The following is a 16,995-nucleotide window of genomic DNA, read 5'->3' as shown; positions in this document are numbered from 1 at the left end:
CTACTCAGGAGCCGAGTTCCCGGTCCACTGTGCGTGCCGTGCCCTGGGCGAGCGCGCACAGCACGGGCTCGGAACCGTCGGATTCGGCAGTGATCGTGCAGTTCACGACTGCTTGCCGGCGGGTGGATCCGGTGACGGTCGCGGTGGCGCGCAGCCTGTCGCCACGGGCCGGCCGCAGGTAGGTGACGGAGAAACCGCCGGTGAGGACGTTCGCGCCGAGTACGGTTCCGGCGGCGAAGGTGAGCGCATTGTCGGCCAGGTAGGAAAGCACCCCGCCGTGGACGTATCCGAACTGCTGAGCCAGTTCTGGACGGATCGGTACGACCAGCGTCGCGCTACCGGATTCGAAGGCGGCGAGCTCGGTGCCGACGAGATTCGCGAAGGGCTGGGCGGCCAGGACCTTCGTGGCCAGGTCGAAATCGAGCGGGGCCGGGTCGGACATGTCTGCCTTTCGGGGACTCGTGCGGGGTGCCGAGGGTGCACGCGGACCGTCGGCGAGGTATACGCGCCGTACGGCCCGGTACGGAGTAGCCGGGTGGCCGGTTCGGGTTCCCGGCGCCGCCGCGATTCTCTGCGGTATCCGCCGAATTGTCACCCGATAGGAGTATTACTGCAGACGTGGCCCGATGGCTGTTGCATGTCGACCTCGACCAATTCCAGGCCGCGGTGGAATTCCGCCGGCATCCCGAACTGCGCGGGCTGCCGGTGATCGTCGGCGGGAACGGCGATCCCGAGGAACCGCGCAAGGTGGTGACCTGCGCGTCGTACCCGGCTCGGGCCTACGGGATCCGGGCGGGTATGCCGTTGCGGACGGCGGCGCGCAAATGCCCGGAGGGCGTGTTCCTGCCCTTGGATCCCCCCGGCTACGACGAGGCATCCGAGCAGGTCATGGCGGTGCTGCGCACGTTCACCGAGCAAGTGGAGGTCTGGGGGTGGGACGAGGCGTTCGTAGCGGTCGAGACCGAGGACCCGGAAGGACTCGCTTCCGCGATCCGTTCGGCCGTCGCGGAACTGGGCCTGACCTGCGCCGTCGGTATCGGTGACAACAAACTCACCGCGAAGCTGGCGACCGGTTTCGCCAAATCCGTCGGAAAATCCGCCGACACCCCGGCCGACCATCCCGGCGCCCAGGAGGGGATGTTCCGGCTGACGGCGGCGAACTGGTCGCAGGTGATGGCGCATCGGCCCACGAATGCGCTGTGGGGTATCGGCAACCGGATCGCGGCCCGGCTGGCCGAGCTGGATATCCATACGATCGGGGATCTGATGGCCGCCGACCGGGCCGTGCTGGCGGCCGAGTTCGGTCCCACCAACGGGCCCTATCTGTGGGTCATGGGGCGCGGCGCCGGCGATACCGAGGTGGTGATCAAACCGCCGCCACCGGTGGGCCGCAGTAAATCGGAGACCTTCCCGCGCGATCTCACCGAGCCGGCGGAGATCCGGGCGCAGGTCGCGCGGCTGGCGGCCGAGGTCGCCGAGGAGATCACCGGGGCGGGCCGGATCGCGGTGCGGGTCGCCGTCACCGTGCGTACGAGCACCTTCTACACCCGCAGTAAGCAGTCGAAACTGGCCGAGCCGACGACGGATGTGCCCACCATCGTCGACGCCGCCTTACGCGTGCTCGACCGGTTCCCGCTGGACCGGCCGATCCGGTTGCTCGGAGTGCGGCTCGAATTGGCGCCCGTCGCGGACGCCGCGACTTGACCTGAATAAAGGTTGAGCTTTTAGTGTCGGTGCACCGGAGTTGAATCGGGCTCCGGAGCGGAAGGACACCTCAGATGAGCATGGAATCGGTCGCCTGGGACCAGATGTACCGGCGTATGCACGCCCCCGAAGAAGAACGTGCCTTCAGCCTCGCCACCGCCCGCCGCATCCTGCGATTCGCACGGCCGCACAAGCGGCGGATGGGTGCGTTCCTGGCGCTCAGCGTCGTAGCGGCGGTCCTCGCGGTGGCCACACCGCTGCTGGCGGGGCGGGTGGTCGACGAGATCGTCGGCGGATCGGCCGCGCGCACGGTGCTCCTGCTGGCCCTGGCCATCGCCTGCCTCGCCGTACTCGACGCCGGGCTCGGGCTGATGATCCGCTGGCTCTCCGCCCGGATCGGGGAGGGACTGATCCTCGATCTGCGCACCGCCGTTTTCGATCACGTGCAGCGGATGCCGATCGCGTTCTTCACCCGCACCCGGACCGGAGCCCTGGTCAGCCGCCTGAACAACGATGTGATCGGGGCGCAGCGCGCGTTCAGCGACACGCTGTCCGGTGTGGTGGCCAATCTGGTGACGGTCGCGCTCACCCTGGTGGTGATGCTGCGGCTGTCCTGGCAGATCACGCTGCTCGCGCTGCTTCTGCTGCCGGTATTCGTCATCCCGGCCCGCCGGATGGGTGATCGGCTGGCCGATATCCAGCGCGAGGCCGCCGGGTTGAACGCGGCCATGAGCACCCAGATGACCGAACGGTTCTCGGCGCCCGGCGCGACCCTGGTGAAACTGTTCGGACGCCCCGACCAGGAATCCGCCGAATTCGCGCTGCGGGCCCGCCGGGTCCGCGATATCGGGGTGCGCACCGCCATGCTGCAGACCGTGTTCGTCACCGCCCTGACCGTGGTCTCGGCCCTGGCGGTGGCGCTGGTGTACGGCCTGGGCGGCTGGTACGCGTTACGCGGGCAGTTGGACGCCGGCGCTGTCGTCGCGCTGTCGCTGCTGCTCACCCGGCTGTACTCGCCGCTCACCGCGCTCGCCAGCGCGCGGATGGAGGTGATGTCGGCCCTGGTGAGCTTCGAGCGGGTCTTCGAGGTGCTCGATCTGGAACCGCTGATCGAGGACGCCCCGGATGCCCGGCCCGTCCGCAGCGGCGGTGTTTCGGTGGAATTCGACGAGGTGCGTTTCGGCTACCCCGCCGCGGACAAGGTCTCGCTGGCCTCGCTGGAAGAAGTCGCGACGCTGGACACCCGGGGTGGTGAGGAAGTCCTGCACGGGATCAGCCTGCGCGCCGAGCCCGGCGAGCTGATCGCCCTGGTGGGCTCCTCCGGTGCGGGCAAATCGACCATCGCCCAGCTTGTTTCGCGGCTCTACGACGTCGATTCGGGTTCCGTGCGACTGGGCGGTACCGATGTCCGGGAGCTGAGCACCGCCTCTATCCGGGAAACGGTGGGCCTGGTGACCCAGGACGGCCACCTGTTCCACGACACCATTCGCGCCAACCTGCTGCTGGCCGACCCGGACGCCGACGAGAACCAGCTGTGGGATGCGCTGACCCGCGCCCGGTTGCGCGATCTGGTCGCCTCGCTGCCCGACGGGCTGGATACGGTGGTCGGCGAACGCGGTTACCGGCTCTCCGGCGGTGAACGCCAGCGCCTCACCATCGCCCGGCTGCTGCTGAAACAGCCGCGGGTGGTGATCCTCGACGAGGCCACGGCCTCCCTGGACTCCACCTCCGAAGCCGCGGTGCAGGCCGCGCTGAACGAAGCCCTCCAGGACCGGACGGCATTGGTGATCGCGCACCGTCTTTCCACGGTGCGCGCCGCGGATCAGATCCTGGTGGTGGAAGCGGGGCAGATCGTGGAACGCGGAACCCATCCGGAACTACTCGCCGCCGACGGTCGCTACGCCGAGCTCTACCGCACCCAGTTCGCCGGCGACCCGGCACCGGCCGCGGCCTGAGAACCTCACGGCAGCGGCAGGCCGCGACAACTCTCGGCCGGCAAGTGCACCGCGGTCGTTCCGGCTCCAGGGTCGGACGTCTACCTGACCCGGAACGACCGCGTATGCCAGCCGGTGGCACCGTCGGGCACCGGGTCGGCCCGCTGTTCGGTCTGCACATTTCCGTCTGCGTCGGTGGCGCGGACCCGCAGGGTGTGGTCGCCGGGGGCGGCATCCCACCGCCAGGTCCACTGTCGCCAGGTATCCGACGAATATTCCGGCGCCAGTTCGGCCCGCTGCCACGGACCGTCGTCGACCTGCACCTCGACCGCGGCGATACCGCGATGCTGAGCCCAGGCCACACCCGCGACCACCGTCGGCCCCGGCGTCACTGTCGCCGAGGACGCGGGGACATCGATCCGTGACGCGGTTTTGATCGGACCGCGGGCCGACCAACCACGCCGGGTCCAATACGCCTGGGCCTTGTCGAATCTGGTGAGTTCGAGGTCGACCACCCATTTGGTCGCGCTGACGTAGCCGTAGAGTCCGGGCACCACCATCCGGGCCGGATAACCGTGCTCGACCGGTAGCGGGGCACCGTTCATCCCCACGGCCAGCAGCGCGTCGCGGCCGTCGGTGAGGGCCGCGACCGGGGTTCCCGCGGTGAACCCGTCGGCGCTGGTGGACAGCACCATATCCGCGTCCGGCCGAACCCCGGCCTCGGCCAGCAGGTCCGCCAGCGGGTATCCGATCCAGCGAGCGTTCCCGATCAGGTCGCCGCCCACTTCGTTGGAGACACAGGTCAGGGTGATCATTTTCTCCACCGCGGGCCGGCGGCGCAGATCGTCCATCGTCAGTTCGATATCGCGGTCCACCATTCCGTGTATGCGCAGCCGCCAGTCCGCGCTGGTCACCGCCGGAATCCGCAGGGCGGTATCGATCCGGTAGAAGGTGTCGTTGGGCGTGACGAATTCGGTGAGACCGGGTACCGGCGGATCGGTTCCGGGCGGCGGTGCCGCCGCCGCGACCTGCGGACGTGGCAGGACGAATCGCTCCAGATCGGCGGCGACGGCGCGCATTCGTTCACCGACCCAGCGCCCGGCCGCCGCGCTACCGGCCGCGACCACGGCGGCCCCGGCCACCAGCACGAGGAACCGGCGCCGCGAGGGATCGGCGGACTCCTCCGCCCCGCCCGTCGAGCCCGGCCCGCGGGTTATCAGAAAGCGCAGGGTGAAGACGCCCGCCACGATGCCGAGCAGGATCGGAATGGCGAAAACCGCTGTCGCGGTGGGTCGTTGCAGCACGACCACGCAAACCGCGAGCCCGAGCACGACCAGTAGCGCGCTCCCGTAGGGCCGCCGCCGTTCCAGCAGCCCCGCGGCGACGGCGAGAACCGCCATCACCACGCCCATCGACAGGAACAGCACGGTTTTGTCGGCGGTGCCGAACTGTTCGATCGCGAATTCGCGCAACGGCTTCGGGGTGTGGTCGACCACGGTCGCGCCGGTCGATACGAACGGCGAGGCGTCCGGATCGATCAGGCCGGCGAACAGTTCCGCGACACCGAGCACCATCCCGGCGGCCACGAGACCGCACAACCCCGCCGCGATCGGCCCCGGAGTGGGCCACGCGGCCGTATCCCGGAGTCTCCGCTCGGCCGTACCCGATCGGTCCTGCATCCGTTCCTCGTTCCGCCACCGGGTCCCGTGGGCCCGTCCGCCTCGGTGTTCGTCGTACTGTCCCGTTTCGGATGGTTCCAGCGCGGACCCGTTTGCGGAAGGCAGAAGGCCATCGCGTCACCGAACTGTCAGAAATCGGCGACGGCGAAAACGCAGACCGCGGTAGCCGGTGGCGGCTACCGCGGTCCGCGGTGGGTGGGACGGGCTCAGGCGGTGGCCGCCAGCGACCGTCCGTCGGCTGCCGGTTCCCGGATCGGCTCGATGGCGTAGGCCAGGATGTCGGCCACATCGGCCACCGGGCGCACGTCCAGGTCGGCGAGCACATCCGCCGGGACATCGTCCAGATCGGGTTCGTTACGAGCCGGGATGAACACCGTCTTCAGGCCTGCCCGCTGCGCAGCGAGCAGTTTCTGTTTCACCCCGCCGATCGGCAGCACCCGGCCGTTCAGCGTGACCTCACCGGTCATGCCCACATCGGAACGCACCGGACGCCCGAGCGCCAGCGAAACCAGCGCGGTCACCATGGTGACGCCGGCCGACGGACCGTCCTTGGGCACCGCACCCGCGGGAACGTGCAGGTGCAGGTTGCGGTCCAGGACACCGGGTTCGATACCGATCTCACCCAGATGCGACCGCACGTAGGTCAGCGCGATCTGCGCCGATTCCTTCATCACGTCACCCAATTGCCCGGTGAGGGTGAGGTTGCGTTCGCCCTCGGCGGTGTTGGCCTCGATGTAGAGGACGTCACCACCGAGCCCGGTGACCGCGAGCCCGGTCGCCACACCGGGCACGGCCGTGCGTTCGGCCGAATCCGGGGTGAACCGGGGGCGGCCCAGGTACTCCTTCAGGTCGCCGACGTCGATGCGCAGGGTCGCGCGGGACTCGTCCGGCGCGGTGGCACCGCCGGCACCCTCATCGCTCACGGCGCCGGACCCGTTCGCGGCGTCGATCTCGCCGCCGCCCACGGCCGCATCGGACAACCCGTTTTCGGTCAACCGGGTCGCGGCCTTGCGCAGGACCTTGGCGATCAGCCGTTCCATCTGCCGGACCCCGGCCTCGCGGGTGTAGTCGGCCGCGATCTCACGCAGCGCCGCATCGGTGACCTGGACCTCCTCGGCGGTCAGCGCGTTGCGTTCCAGCTGGCGGGGCAGCAGGAAATCGCGGGCGATGGCCACCTTGTCGTCCTCGGTGTAGCCGTCCACGGTGATCACTTCCATCCGGTCCAGCAGCGGGCCGGGGATGGTTTCCATGACGTTCGCGGTGGCCAGGAACAGCACATCCGAGAGGTCGAGGTCCATATCCAGGTAGTGGTCGCGGAAGGTGTGGTTCTGGGCCGGGTCGAGCACCTCGAGCAGTGCCGACGCCGGGTCGCCGCGGAAGTCGGCACCCAGTTTGTCCACCTCGTCGAGCAGCACGACCGGGTTCATCGAACCGGCTTCCTTGATCGCCCGCACGATCCGGCCGGGCATCGCGCCCACATAGGTGCGCCGATGGCCGCGGATCTCGGCCTCATCCCGCACACCGCCGAGCGCCACGCGCACGAATTTGCGGCCCAGCGCCCGCGCGACCGATTCCCCGAGCGAGGTCTTACCCACACCGGGCGGACCGGCCAGCACCAGCACCGCGCCCGACCCGCGGCCACCGACGACCTCGAGCCCGCGCCGGGCCCGCCGCGCCCGGACCGCGAGGTACTCGACCATGCGGTCCTTCACCTCGTCCAGGCCGTGATGGTCGGCGTCGAGTACGGCCCGCGCGGCTCCCACATCGGTGGAGTCGGTGGTTTTCACCGTCCACGGCAGTTCGAGCACGGTATCGAGCCAGGTGCGGATCCAGCCGGATTCCGGACTCTGATCACTGGACCGCTCCAACCGGCCCACTTCGCGCAGGGCCGCTTCCCGCACGGATTCGGGCAGGTCGGCCTGTTCGACCCGGGTGCGGTAATCGTCGGCACCGTCCGGTTCGTCCTCGCCCAGTTCCTTGCGGATGGCGTTGAGCTGCTGGCGCAGCAGGAATTCGCGTTGGCTCTTCTCCATGTTCTCGCGGACCTCGTCACCGATCTTCTCGGTGACCTCGGCCTCGGCGATATGCGCCCGGGTCCATTCGACGAGCCGGTTCAACCGGGCCGTCACGTCCGGGGTTTCGAGCAGTTCGCGCTTCTGCTCGGCGGTGAGGTAGGCGGCGTAGCCGGCGGTATCGGCGATGGCCGAGGGATCGGTGAGCTGGTTGAATGCGTCGATCATCTGCCACGCTTCACGGCGCTGCAGGACCGAGACCACCAGTTTCTTGTACTCGTCGGCCAGTTCGCGGGTGCGGCCGTCGGCGGCCGGTGTCTCGACCGGTTCGGCCTCGACCCACAGCGCGGCCCCGGGCCCGGTGACCCCGTGGCCGATCTTCGCGCGCCGTTCCGCCTTCAGTACCGCGGCGGGGGTCCCGCCGCGCATCCGGCCGATCTGTTCGATGGTGGCGATCACGCCGTAGGCGGCGTAACCCTCGGTCAAGCGGGGCGCGAGCAGGACGGTTCCGGTTTTCGCGGCCTGCGCGGCATCGATCGCGGCCTGCGCGGATTCGTCCAGTTCGATCGGGACGACCATGCCCGGCAGCACGATGGGATCGGTCAGGAACAGCACCGGAAGATTCAGTGGTGTAGTCACGAACACAACCTCCAATAGTTGAGCTATCCCGACTCAACTTCGACAAGCGTCCCGTTGTTCCACCAGGAAGCCGTGTTCGCCCAGGGCGAAGAAACAGGAGGATCCCCGCGCCGCCCCGGGCAGCGCGGCGGTCAGTGCCCGGCGAACGCCTCCGCCAGCCACCACGCGCCACCGTCGCTGGTGATTTTGGCGTCGATCACCAGCGGCCGGGACTGTCCCGTGGTCCGGTAGCCATGCACCCACTCGCGGACCGGCGCCAGATCATCGATCGAGCGGACGGTCACACCGGTGGCACCGAAACCCGCGGCGATGGCGGCGATATCGGTTTCCGGGAAGGTGACGGTGGTGTGATCGGCGTCGCCGAAATGGTGGACCTCGGCCCCGTAGGCGGAATCGTTGTACACGATCGCCACCAGCGGAATACCGGCCCGGACCGCGGTCTCCAGTTCGGCGATCGCCATCAGGAAACCGCCGTCACCGGCGCCCAGTACGGGGAGCCTGCCGGGCTGGGCGAAGGCCGCGCCGATAGCGGTGTGCAGGCCCAGGCCGATCGACTGGAACGCCTGGGTGAAACAGAAACCGAACTCGTCGGGCACCGACAGGTGAGTCGCCGGGTAGCCCATGAAGTTTCCGGAGTCGATCGAGACGATCCGCTCCGGCGGGAGTATCCGGTCGAGCGCGATCGTCAGCGCGCGCGGATCGATCCGCTCCGCGGTGGAACTGTCCTCGATCGGAACATCCTGCCAGCGCGCCGAGTTCGCGATACGTGCCGCGATATCCGCGGTGCGGTAACCGATCTCGCCGGCCGGTGCCGGCCGCCCCAGTTCGGCAAGCACATCCCGCGCGGTTTCGCGGCAATCGCCGAGCACCCCGAATTCGATCGGCCGGTACGCGCCGAGAGCGTCGATATCGTCGTCGACCTGGACAATCCCCGCGGCCGGACCGATCAGCCGGCCGTGCCGCGTGGTCCAGTCGTTCAACGCACAACCCCAGCCGACGATCAGGTCGGCGCCGGCGATGAGTTCCGCCGTCGTCGGTGACGCGAACCCCCCGGAAATCCCCAGGGCGTATTCGTCACCCGCGAACAATCCGTTCGCGACCGCCGAGGTGGCGAGCAGCGCACCACACGCGCTCGCCAGGTCGGCGAGCACGGGTCCGGCGGCGCGCGCACCGCGCCCCGCCACGAAAACCGGTCTCCCGGCGGCGCGCAAGGCTTCGGCGAGTCGCACCACCGAGCCGGCTTCCGGCCGTACCCGCGCCGGCGGCACCGGCGGGTCGATCGGCCCGGTCGCCGAACAGGCCGAGGCCGCGATATCGATCGACACATTCAGCACGACAGTGCGGCGCTGGGCGACGGCGGTGCGGAAGGCCCTCGCCACATCGGCGACCGCGGTCGCGGCCGAGTACACCCGGTCGCTCACCGCACCCACACTGCGGACCAGCGCTTCCTGATCGATCCGGAAATTGGACCGCAAGGCCGCGGCGGGGCTGTCGGCGGTCAGCACGATCATCGGGGTGCGGCTCTTGGCGGCCTCGCCGATACCGGTCATCGCGTTCGTCAAACCGCAGCCCTGGTGCAGCGAGACCACCCCGACCCGGCCCGACATACGCGTATACGCATCGGCCATCGTCGCGGCGCCGCCCTCGTGCCGGGTCGCGGTGAACGGCACGCCGCCCCGCCGCAATGCCTCGGTGAGCACGAAATTGCCGCTACCCACCACGCCGAAGACATGCCCGGCGCCCAGGTCGGCCAGCACCCGGCCCACCACATCGGCGACCGTCGGGCCGTAGACCCGCTCGGCTCCCCCGGTGCCCGGTGTGCCCGGGCCGGTGCGGTGCCCGGAAGTCATCGGCGCGCGCCGTCCGGGGCGATCACGGCGAGCACCCGGGCCGGGCTGCCGGTCCCGCCGACGATCGGCAGCGGGCTCACGACCAGCAGCGCCCCCACCGCCGGCAACCGGCCGAGATTGCGCAGGGAGGTGAGTCCGTACTTGTCGTTACCGAGGAAGTAATGGTGCACCGGGAAGGCGGGGTCGAAACCACCGGCGAGGCCCGCGTCCACACCGACGGTTTCCACCCCGAGCCCGGTGATCTCGCGTTCGGTGGCCAGCCACCGGGCGCACTCGACCGCCACACCCGGCGTATGGGACCCGGTGTCGTCGGCATTGAGGAAGGCCGCCTCGGAGTGCCCGCGCGATTCCCAGCCGGTGCGCAGCAGCAGCCACGTGCCGGCGGTGAGCGGGCCGTGGGCCTGTTCCCAGGCCTCGACATCCGCGACGGTGAGCAGGTAATCCGGATCGCCGGCGACCCGGTCGGTGAGGTCGAGGACGGCGGCGCGCCCGATCAGCCGTCGCACCGGGATCTGGGATACATCGTCGCCGTCCCGCCCGGTCACCCAGTGCACCGGAGCGTCGAGATGGGTGCCGATATGTTCCCCGGTGTGGATATTGTTGTGCCGCCAGAACGGGCCGGGCTCGTTGTAGGCGCTGACCTCTTCGAGACTGAAGTCGATCAGGTTCGCGAACGGCGCGGGCAGGCGTAGCGCGGGAGTCGCGCTGCTCAGCGGGGTGGTCAGATCGACCACTTCCAATTGTCCGGTGGTGACGGCGTCGAGGAAGGCCGGCAGCGCCGCGGCGGCCTGGGGATCGGTCATAACGGCACCTTATTCCGGTTTCGCGGCGCGCGGCGCTGCTGGTGCGGCGGGATGTGCGACGAGCGCCGCGCCGGGGATCGGTGCCGGGCCGGGCGCTGATTGACACCCGGGACGGGCCGGTGACAATGTGAGCACTCGAATCCACAATCCGGCCCAAGGGGAGCGCACGATGGTCACACTCTCGTCCGGAGTGTTGATCGATTGGGAGCAGCTCACCGGGCAGACCAAATTCGTGGTCGACCTGATCAGTTTCCCGATATTCAGCGCCGCGGCCGGCTGGTTCACCAACTGGACCGGCGTGGTGATGCTTTTCTGGCCGCTGCTGTTCCGCGGTATCCGGATTCCCGGTCTCGCCGTGCTCTACCCCTATCTACCGCGCCGCGTACAGGTACTGCCGACCTTCTCCGAGGACGGTTCGCGGCTGGGTTTCCAGGGATTCATTCCGGCGCGAGCGGAGAAAATGGCCAGTATCTGTGTCGACAAGGCGTTGATGCGGATCGGCAGCCCACGTGATTTCATCCACGAGCTGGATCTGGCCGGTATCGCCGACTATGTCGCCGCCCTCGCCGGTAAACAGGTCAAGCCCATTGTGGACGAGGTGATGAACCGGGAGAACCCGGATCTATGGCAGACCCTGCCGCGGGCGATGCGCCAGTTGATCTACCAGCGGGTCGAACGGGAGATGCCGGAGCTGTGCGCGAAGGCCTTCGCCTCCCTGGGCGACAACGTCGACCAGCTGATCGATATCAAAGGTTTCGTCATCCGCTATCTGCAGGACAACCCGCAGATTCTGAAAGACCTCACCACCACCATCGCCGCGCCGGAATTGAAATTCATGGTCCGGATCGGTTTGCTCGGCGCACCCTTCGGGTTGCTGCTCGCGCTGTACCTGCATATTCACCAGGACATACCGGTGTGGGGGTGGGTGCCGGCCTGGGTGATCGTCCTGCTGGTGACGGCGCTCATCGGCGTGGTCGTGAATATCATCGCCGTCCGGGTGGTGTTCACCCCCGGCGATCCGCAGCCGCGCTACAAGTACCTGTGGAAGCAGGCGCTGCTGGCCAAACGGCAGCCGCAGGCCGCCACCGATCTGGCGCATATCCTCGCCTACCAGGTGCTCACGCTGCCGAATCTGTCCAACGAACTGCTGAACGGGCCCAACGGCGACAAAACCCGGCTGCTGCTCGAACAGCTCATCTCCGATGAGATCCACCGCCAGCTCGGCCGGACCACCTCGGTGGTGCGGGCCGCCTTCGGCCGCCGGCAGTTCGACAACCTGAAAGTCGGTGCCGCCGGTGCGGCGGTCGGGCTGGCGCCGGCGCTGGTCGGGGATGCCGATTTCATCCGGGAGCAGGCCGAGAAGATCGATGAATTCGCGACCCGCAAACTCCGGATGCTGACCCCCGGCGAGTTCATGGAGATGTTCTACGCCTCGGTCGAGCAGGACGCCTGGCTGCTGTATCTGCACGGTGCGGTACTCGGACTGTTCGTCGGCGCCACCCACCTGCTGATCTTCGGCTGGTAACGGAGCGCCGACGCCTCGGCCGCCGCGCGCGGCGTAAGGAAAATACAAGCATGCTTGCTTGTATTTCGCGAGCGTCGCTGGAATGCTGGCCCCATACCCCCGCGTCGGCACCGGGACCCCGGCACGGGGCCGAGACAGCACCCGCACCGGCCGGGCGACAATGCGGCGGGGCCGCCGAGTCTCCCTCGCCTCGGCGCCGCAGGACGCACCAGCCGGTGCCGGAGGAAAGAGAACGAAACCGATGGCCGATCTGAACTCCCTGCTGGCCGATCTGGGCGCCGAGAGCGCCGAGCTCGAGGCGCTGGTCGCGCAACTGCCTGCCACGCAGTGGGAACTGCCCACCCCGGCCGCCGGCTGGACCGTCGCGCACCAGATCGGTCACCTCGCCTGGACCGACGAGGTCGCCACCCTGGCGGCCACGGACGCCCGCACCGGCGGTACGTCCTTCACCGACCTGCTGACCGAGGCCGCGTCGCGCGTATCGACCTTCGTCGACGAAGCCGCCGCGGCGGCCGCCGCGACACCGGCCCCCGAACTGCTGCAGCGCTGGCGCGACGGCCGGGCGGCGCTGGACAAGGCCCTGCGCGCGGTACCGGACGGCGCCAAGGTCGCCTGGTTCGGCCCGCCCATGCGGCCGGGCTCGATGGCCACCGCACGGCTGATGGAGACCTGGGCACACGGCCAGGATGTCGCGGACGCGCTCGGCGTGCGCCGCGTCGCCACCGACCGGCTGCACGCCGTGGCCCATATCGGCGTCCGGACCCGGAATTTCGCCTATGCCGTCCGGGAGCTGCCGCCACCGGCCGAAGAGTTCCGGGTGGAGCTGACCGCACCGTCCGGAGCGCTGTGGACCTGGGGCCCCGAAGACGCTCGGCAGCGCGTAACCGGCCCGGCGCTCGACTTCTGCCTGTTGGTGACCCAACGCCGCCATCCGGACGACCTCGCGGTGCGGGCGACCGGCACCGCGGCGGCACAGTGGCTGACCATCGCCCAGGCCTTCGCGGGACCACCGGGCGAGGGCCGGGCGGCCGGCCTGTTCGACTGAGGGGCCGGCGAGCGTCGGACCGGGTTCTCGCGCCACAGCCGGACTTCGTTGGCCGGTATGCCCGCGCACGACAGTCGAGTACGGCGCTCGCCGGCTGCCGTTGAGTACCCCTGACGGCCGCTACGAAACCTGCTCGACCCCCGGGCAGTCGTACCGCCGAACGGCTCAATTGTGACTCTTGTCTCGGCCCGCTCGCCGGGCTTTCTTGCCGGCTCGGACCCCCGAACTGCTCTGATACGATCGCGCCACGATTCGGCCGTACATCACAGACGCGCCGGTGTGGCTATCGAATCCCGGACTGCCAGAAATAAAGCGGAAGGCTATAGTATTTTTGTCGGGCAGCCGTGGAGGGAGGGCCCGTGGGCTTCATCAAGTACGCAAGCGATGTTTCGGCGCCGATCACCGTGGCCTTCGCTTATGCAGACAACCCCCGGGCAGTACCGGAGTGGCTGGCCGGGGCCGAAGCGGTCACGCTCCGTGGTGAGACCGACCGTGGTCTGGGTGCCCGGTACGCGATCCGGTTCCGGCTCGGGCCGTGGCGGCCCGTGCTGAACTGCGAGATCACCGAGCACCGGCAGGACGCCGTCATCGGCTACACGCTGACCGGCGCGCCGCTCACCGCCTGTCTGACACTGCGTTTCGATCCCCTCGGCCGTGGCCGTTCGGTGCTCACCACCGAACTCGACTACACGGGCTCGCGCGGTTTCGCGGCCCTCCCGCGCGACCGGCCACGCAACGCTCTCCTGCGCAGCGCACTGCGCCGCAGCGAATCACAATTGCGCGCCGCTATCGAAGAAGTACACGGTACCGATCTTGTCGGCCGGCTTGCGTAGGGTACTGCCATGATCATCGTGAGTACCGACGGTTCGTGCCTGCGGAACCCGGGCGGAGCCATCGGCTGGGCGTGGGTCGATCACGCGGGCGGCACCGAAAGCGGTGGCGCGGCAACGGGTACCAATCAGATCGCCGAACTACGCGCGGTACTCGAAGCGATCCGCGCACACCCGGGCACGGACCCGCTGCTGATCGAAAGCGATTCGCTCTACGCGATCAAATGCGCCTCGGAGTGGCTACCCAACTGGCGTAACAACGGCTGGCGCACATCCAGCGGCGGCGCGGTGAAGAATGTCGAACTCATCCGCGATATCGACCATGCCATCGCCGCCCGCCCGGGCCCGGTCCGATTCCGCTGGGTGCGTGGACATGTCGGCAACTACTTCAACGAACAAGCCGATGCCCTGGCCGGCGCAGCCGCCCGCAAGGCCGCGGCCACTGCCTCGCGCGATCACCGCGGCACCACCGGCACATCCCCGGCCGTGGCCCACGTGGCCGCCCCCGAAACCTCCGCAGCAGCAGGGAAGGCTGCGGAACCGGCGGCTGTGGCCGCCGACTACGCGACAACAGCGCAGGCCCTGCACCTGTTCTGAGACAGGCGCGGCGCCCGCGCTGTTGTCGCCGTAGTACCGATTACCGGATACCACCCGAATAGCCTCCGGCGGTGGTGGCTCGACCCACCGCCGGAGGCGCCCGGACCTCAGCAAATCGGCTACTACCTGGTGATATAGCCAAATCGACATCACGCTAGATCATGCTGAATCTGCCTGAATCACGAGAAGTTGTGCCCAAAATGTGCCCACGGAGGAGGCCTTCAGCACGAAGGTGACCCCCGCTCGGGCAAGCGATTCCGGCGATCACCGAAGATCTCCCCGGGGTCATTTTGCTGGCGCCGACAAAATGATCGGCCGGGGTACTCGGTGGTGAGTACCCCGGCAACCTTCGTGACATCGTGCAGGTTGTCGACGCCGACAAGCTGAGCGACCAGGGGGTACGCGGAAGTGCGTACCCCCTGGCGAGGAACCGGGTCCAACTTGGAACCTGTCACTCCCGGAGCAATGCGATCGTGAGGCCGGCCAGCCCGAGGGCGAGCGCGACCAGGACGATATTGGCCATCACAGCTCGACCACCGGCCACCGATGTCCCTTCGCGTAGAGACACATTGGTGTAGCGAGCGCGGCGTGCTCGGTGATCGCGTGCCGCACCGCGTCGGCGTGCTCGAACGACGGCACCACCACGGCCGCCGCATCGTGTTCTGCGACCGCGCCGGCGACGATCATCGCCGAGATCAGCGGCCCGGTATCGAGGTAGAGCGTGTGCACCACCCGGAACCCGTGGTGTTCGGCGACCTTGTGCACGTCGACCCCATCGCCCTGTACGTCCCGGCGGATCATCGCGACCGCCCGCTGCAACTCCCCTACCACTGCACACCCCTTGTATCCCCCGACCCCTGCAGAATTGGATCGCGCCCGCCGTCGGGGAGTCGAGGGTCAACCCGACGGCGGGGCGTGCCAGCAAGATTCGCGTTCGGCAAGGTCCCGGAGGGACAACGAGGGGACAGCGGCGCAGTATCGATCTACCCTCGGGGCATGGGCGAGAACGTAGGCCAACGGGTCGCATCGGAACGCAAACTGGCCGGACTCAGCCAGCGGGCATTGGCCGCGCGGGCGTCCTACAGCCTGTCGATGGTCAAGGCCGTGGAGCAAGGACGGGAGCCGGCCTCCCCCGGCTTCATCTCCGCCGTTGCGCGGGTCCTGCGGATCACCCCGGAACAGCTGACCGGCGCACCGTACGACGACGGCCGCCCGCTGTCGGACGCGGTGAACGAACTCTCGGTGCTGCTGACCGAGGGCCGCTACGCCCGTGCCGAGGAACCGGGAACGCTGGCGCAGCTCGAGGCCGATCTGTTCGCCGCGCAGCAGCTGTACCGCCGCGACCGCACCCGACAGACCATCGAGGTATTGCCGGGCATCATCCGCCGGTTGCACGGCGCGGTGCGGGAGATGGCCGGGGACAGCAAGGCGCACGCCTACACCCTGTTGACCGCGGCCTACGTGCTCGCGGAATGGTCGGCCCGCCGTACGGGTCACCTCCTGTTGACCCTGCCCGCGCTGGACCTGGCCGACACCTACGCCCCGATGGCCGATGACACGAACTGGGCGGCGTTCTCCATCCTTGCCCGGGCGCGGGTGCTCACGCACTACGGGGAATCCGAAGTAGCCGGGCAGCTCATCGAGTCGGCCATATCGTCGGCCGACGAATCGCGACGCGGGTTGATCCTCGGCGGGTATTCCCATCTCGCCGGCGCCGTGAACGAAGCACGGAAACTGAACTACTCCGCGGCCGCCGACCACATCGAGGCAGCGCGGGAGATGGCCGGCCGGACCGGCGAGACCGACGACTACATGACCGCGTTCGGTCCGCTGAACGTCGACATCCACCAACACGCAATCGAGATGGAAGCCGGGGATCCTAACCGGGCCGCCATCGAGGGCGCGAAACTCACCTACCCCGACGACGCACCTCCGACCCGGATCGCGCACCACTGGCAGGACAACGCCCGGGCGTGGCTGATGTCCGGGAAGCCGGACAAGGCGCTCGTCGCGTTGAACAAGGCACGATTGGCTGCACCGCAGCAGACTCGTCTGCACCCCTCGGTGCGGGAGACGGTTCACGGGATCGCGGCGGCACAACGTCGACAGAGTGAGGGCCTTGTCGGATTCGCCTCCTGGCTCGGAACGTCACTGTGACACCTGGTATCCGCTGAGCGGGGACATCAGGGGCAACCCTGAAAAGTGGGTATGCCAGATTGACACCCGCTTGGACCGTGGGGCACCGGCCTACCGTTGCCCGCGGAGCAGCAGTTGAGCGTTCCCCGCAGGAACTCGCAAAGGTGTCGGTTCGGCGGACGCCCTTGCCTGGCGTTACGAATAGACGGCCCTGACCTGCGCGCTTCCGGGACGCACAGAA

13 protein-coding genes are annotated in these 16,995 nt (G+C 68.7%); 7 read left to right on the top strand and 6 right to left on the bottom strand.

Features of this window, described 5'->3' with window-relative positions; translation table 11 throughout:
* Positions 1-4 precede the first annotated feature (4 nt).
* Complete coding sequence (locus ACQEVO_RS31000; RefSeq protein WP_432919963.1) at positions 5-442, bottom strand: PaaI family thioesterase; 438 nt, start codon at positions 440-442, stop codon at positions 5-7.
* A gap of 176 nt (positions 443-618) precedes the next feature.
* Here ACQEVO_RS31000 and ACQEVO_RS30995 point away from each other — a divergent pair, with 176 nt between their 5' ends.
* On the top strand, positions 619-1,704 hold the full coding sequence (locus ACQEVO_RS30995; RefSeq protein WP_432919962.1) for a DNA polymerase IV: 1,086 nt from the start codon (positions 619-621) through the stop codon (positions 1,702-1,704).
* Between the two features lie 74 nt (positions 1,705-1,778).
* Positions 1,779-3,659 (top strand): ABC transporter ATP-binding protein, encoded by a 1,881-nt coding sequence (locus ACQEVO_RS30990; protein WP_432919961.1) that lies wholly within the window; start codon positions 1,779-1,781, stop codon positions 3,657-3,659.
* Between the two features lie 80 nt (positions 3,660-3,739).
* On the opposite strand, the gene ACQEVO_RS30985 is transcribed toward ACQEVO_RS30990, so the two are convergent.
* From ACQEVO_RS30985 to ACQEVO_RS30970, 4 genes are all read right to left on the bottom strand, one after another.
* Positions 3,740-5,212, bottom strand: coding sequence for a molybdopterin-dependent oxidoreductase (locus tag ACQEVO_RS30985; protein WP_432923200.1), 1,473 nt, complete (start codon positions 5,210-5,212; stop codon positions 3,740-3,742).
* A 311-nt stretch (positions 5,213-5,523) separates the two neighbouring features.
* Positions 5,524-7,908: an endopeptidase La gene (gene lon / locus ACQEVO_RS30980; protein WP_432923197.1), complete on the bottom strand. Its 2,385-nt coding sequence runs from the start codon at positions 7,906-7,908 to the stop codon at positions 5,524-5,526.
* A gap of 191 nt (positions 7,909-8,099) precedes the next feature.
* Positions 8,100-9,818 (bottom strand): thiamine pyrophosphate-binding protein, encoded by a 1,719-nt coding sequence (locus ACQEVO_RS30975; RefSeq protein ID WP_432919960.1) that lies wholly within the window; start codon positions 9,816-9,818, stop codon positions 8,100-8,102.
* The gene (locus tag ACQEVO_RS30970; RefSeq protein WP_432919959.1) at positions 9,815-10,621 is read right to left on the bottom strand and encodes a cyclase family protein; all 807 of its coding nucleotides are present in this window, start codon (positions 10,619-10,621) and stop codon (positions 9,815-9,817) included. Before ACQEVO_RS30970 ends, ACQEVO_RS30975 begins: the two co-directional genes overlap by 4 nt.
* Positions 10,622-10,790: 169 nt before the next feature.
* Here ACQEVO_RS30970 and ACQEVO_RS30965 point away from each other — a divergent pair, with 169 nt between their 5' ends.
* The 4 genes from ACQEVO_RS30965 (at position 10,791) to ACQEVO_RS30950 (ending at position 14,618) form a co-directional block, all read left to right on the top strand.
* Complete coding sequence (locus ACQEVO_RS30965; RefSeq protein ID WP_432923194.1) at positions 10,791-12,146, top strand: hypothetical protein; 1,356 nt, start codon at positions 10,791-10,793, stop codon at positions 12,144-12,146.
* Between the two features lie 241 nt (positions 12,147-12,387).
* Complete coding sequence (locus ACQEVO_RS30960; RefSeq protein WP_432919958.1) at positions 12,388-13,191, top strand: TIGR03084 family metal-binding protein; 804 nt, start codon at positions 12,388-12,390, stop codon at positions 13,189-13,191.
* Positions 13,192-13,550: 359 nt separating this feature from the next.
* Positions 13,551-14,024 carry an SRPBCC family protein gene (locus tag ACQEVO_RS30955; RefSeq protein ID WP_432919957.1) on the top strand — a complete coding sequence of 158 codons (474 nt, stop codon included), beginning with the start codon at positions 13,551-13,553 and terminating at the stop codon, positions 14,022-14,024.
* A gap of 9 nt (positions 14,025-14,033) precedes the next feature.
* Entirely contained in the window at positions 14,034-14,618 is a 585-nt protein-coding gene (locus ACQEVO_RS30950; RefSeq protein ID WP_432919956.1) for a ribonuclease H family protein, read from the top strand.
* A gap of 522 nt (positions 14,619-15,140) precedes the next feature.
* On the opposite strand, the gene ACQEVO_RS30945 is transcribed toward ACQEVO_RS30950, so the two are convergent.
* Entirely contained in the window at positions 15,141-15,449 is a 309-nt protein-coding gene (locus ACQEVO_RS30945) for a hypothetical protein (RefSeq protein WP_432919955.1), read from the bottom strand.
* Between the two features lie 165 nt (positions 15,450-15,614).
* Here ACQEVO_RS30945 and ACQEVO_RS30940 point away from each other — a divergent pair, with 165 nt between their 5' ends.
* Entirely contained in the window at positions 15,615-16,775 is a 1,161-nt protein-coding gene (locus tag ACQEVO_RS30940; RefSeq protein ID WP_432919954.1) for a helix-turn-helix domain-containing protein, read from the top strand.
* Positions 16,776-16,995: the final 220 nt, after the last annotated feature.

This window comes from Nocardia sp. CA-290969 (assembly GCF_050936135.1).
Classification (GTDB): domain Bacteria; phylum Actinomycetota; class Actinomycetes; order Mycobacteriales; family Mycobacteriaceae; genus Nocardia.
This window is presented reverse-complemented; position numbering and strand designations above follow the sequence as displayed.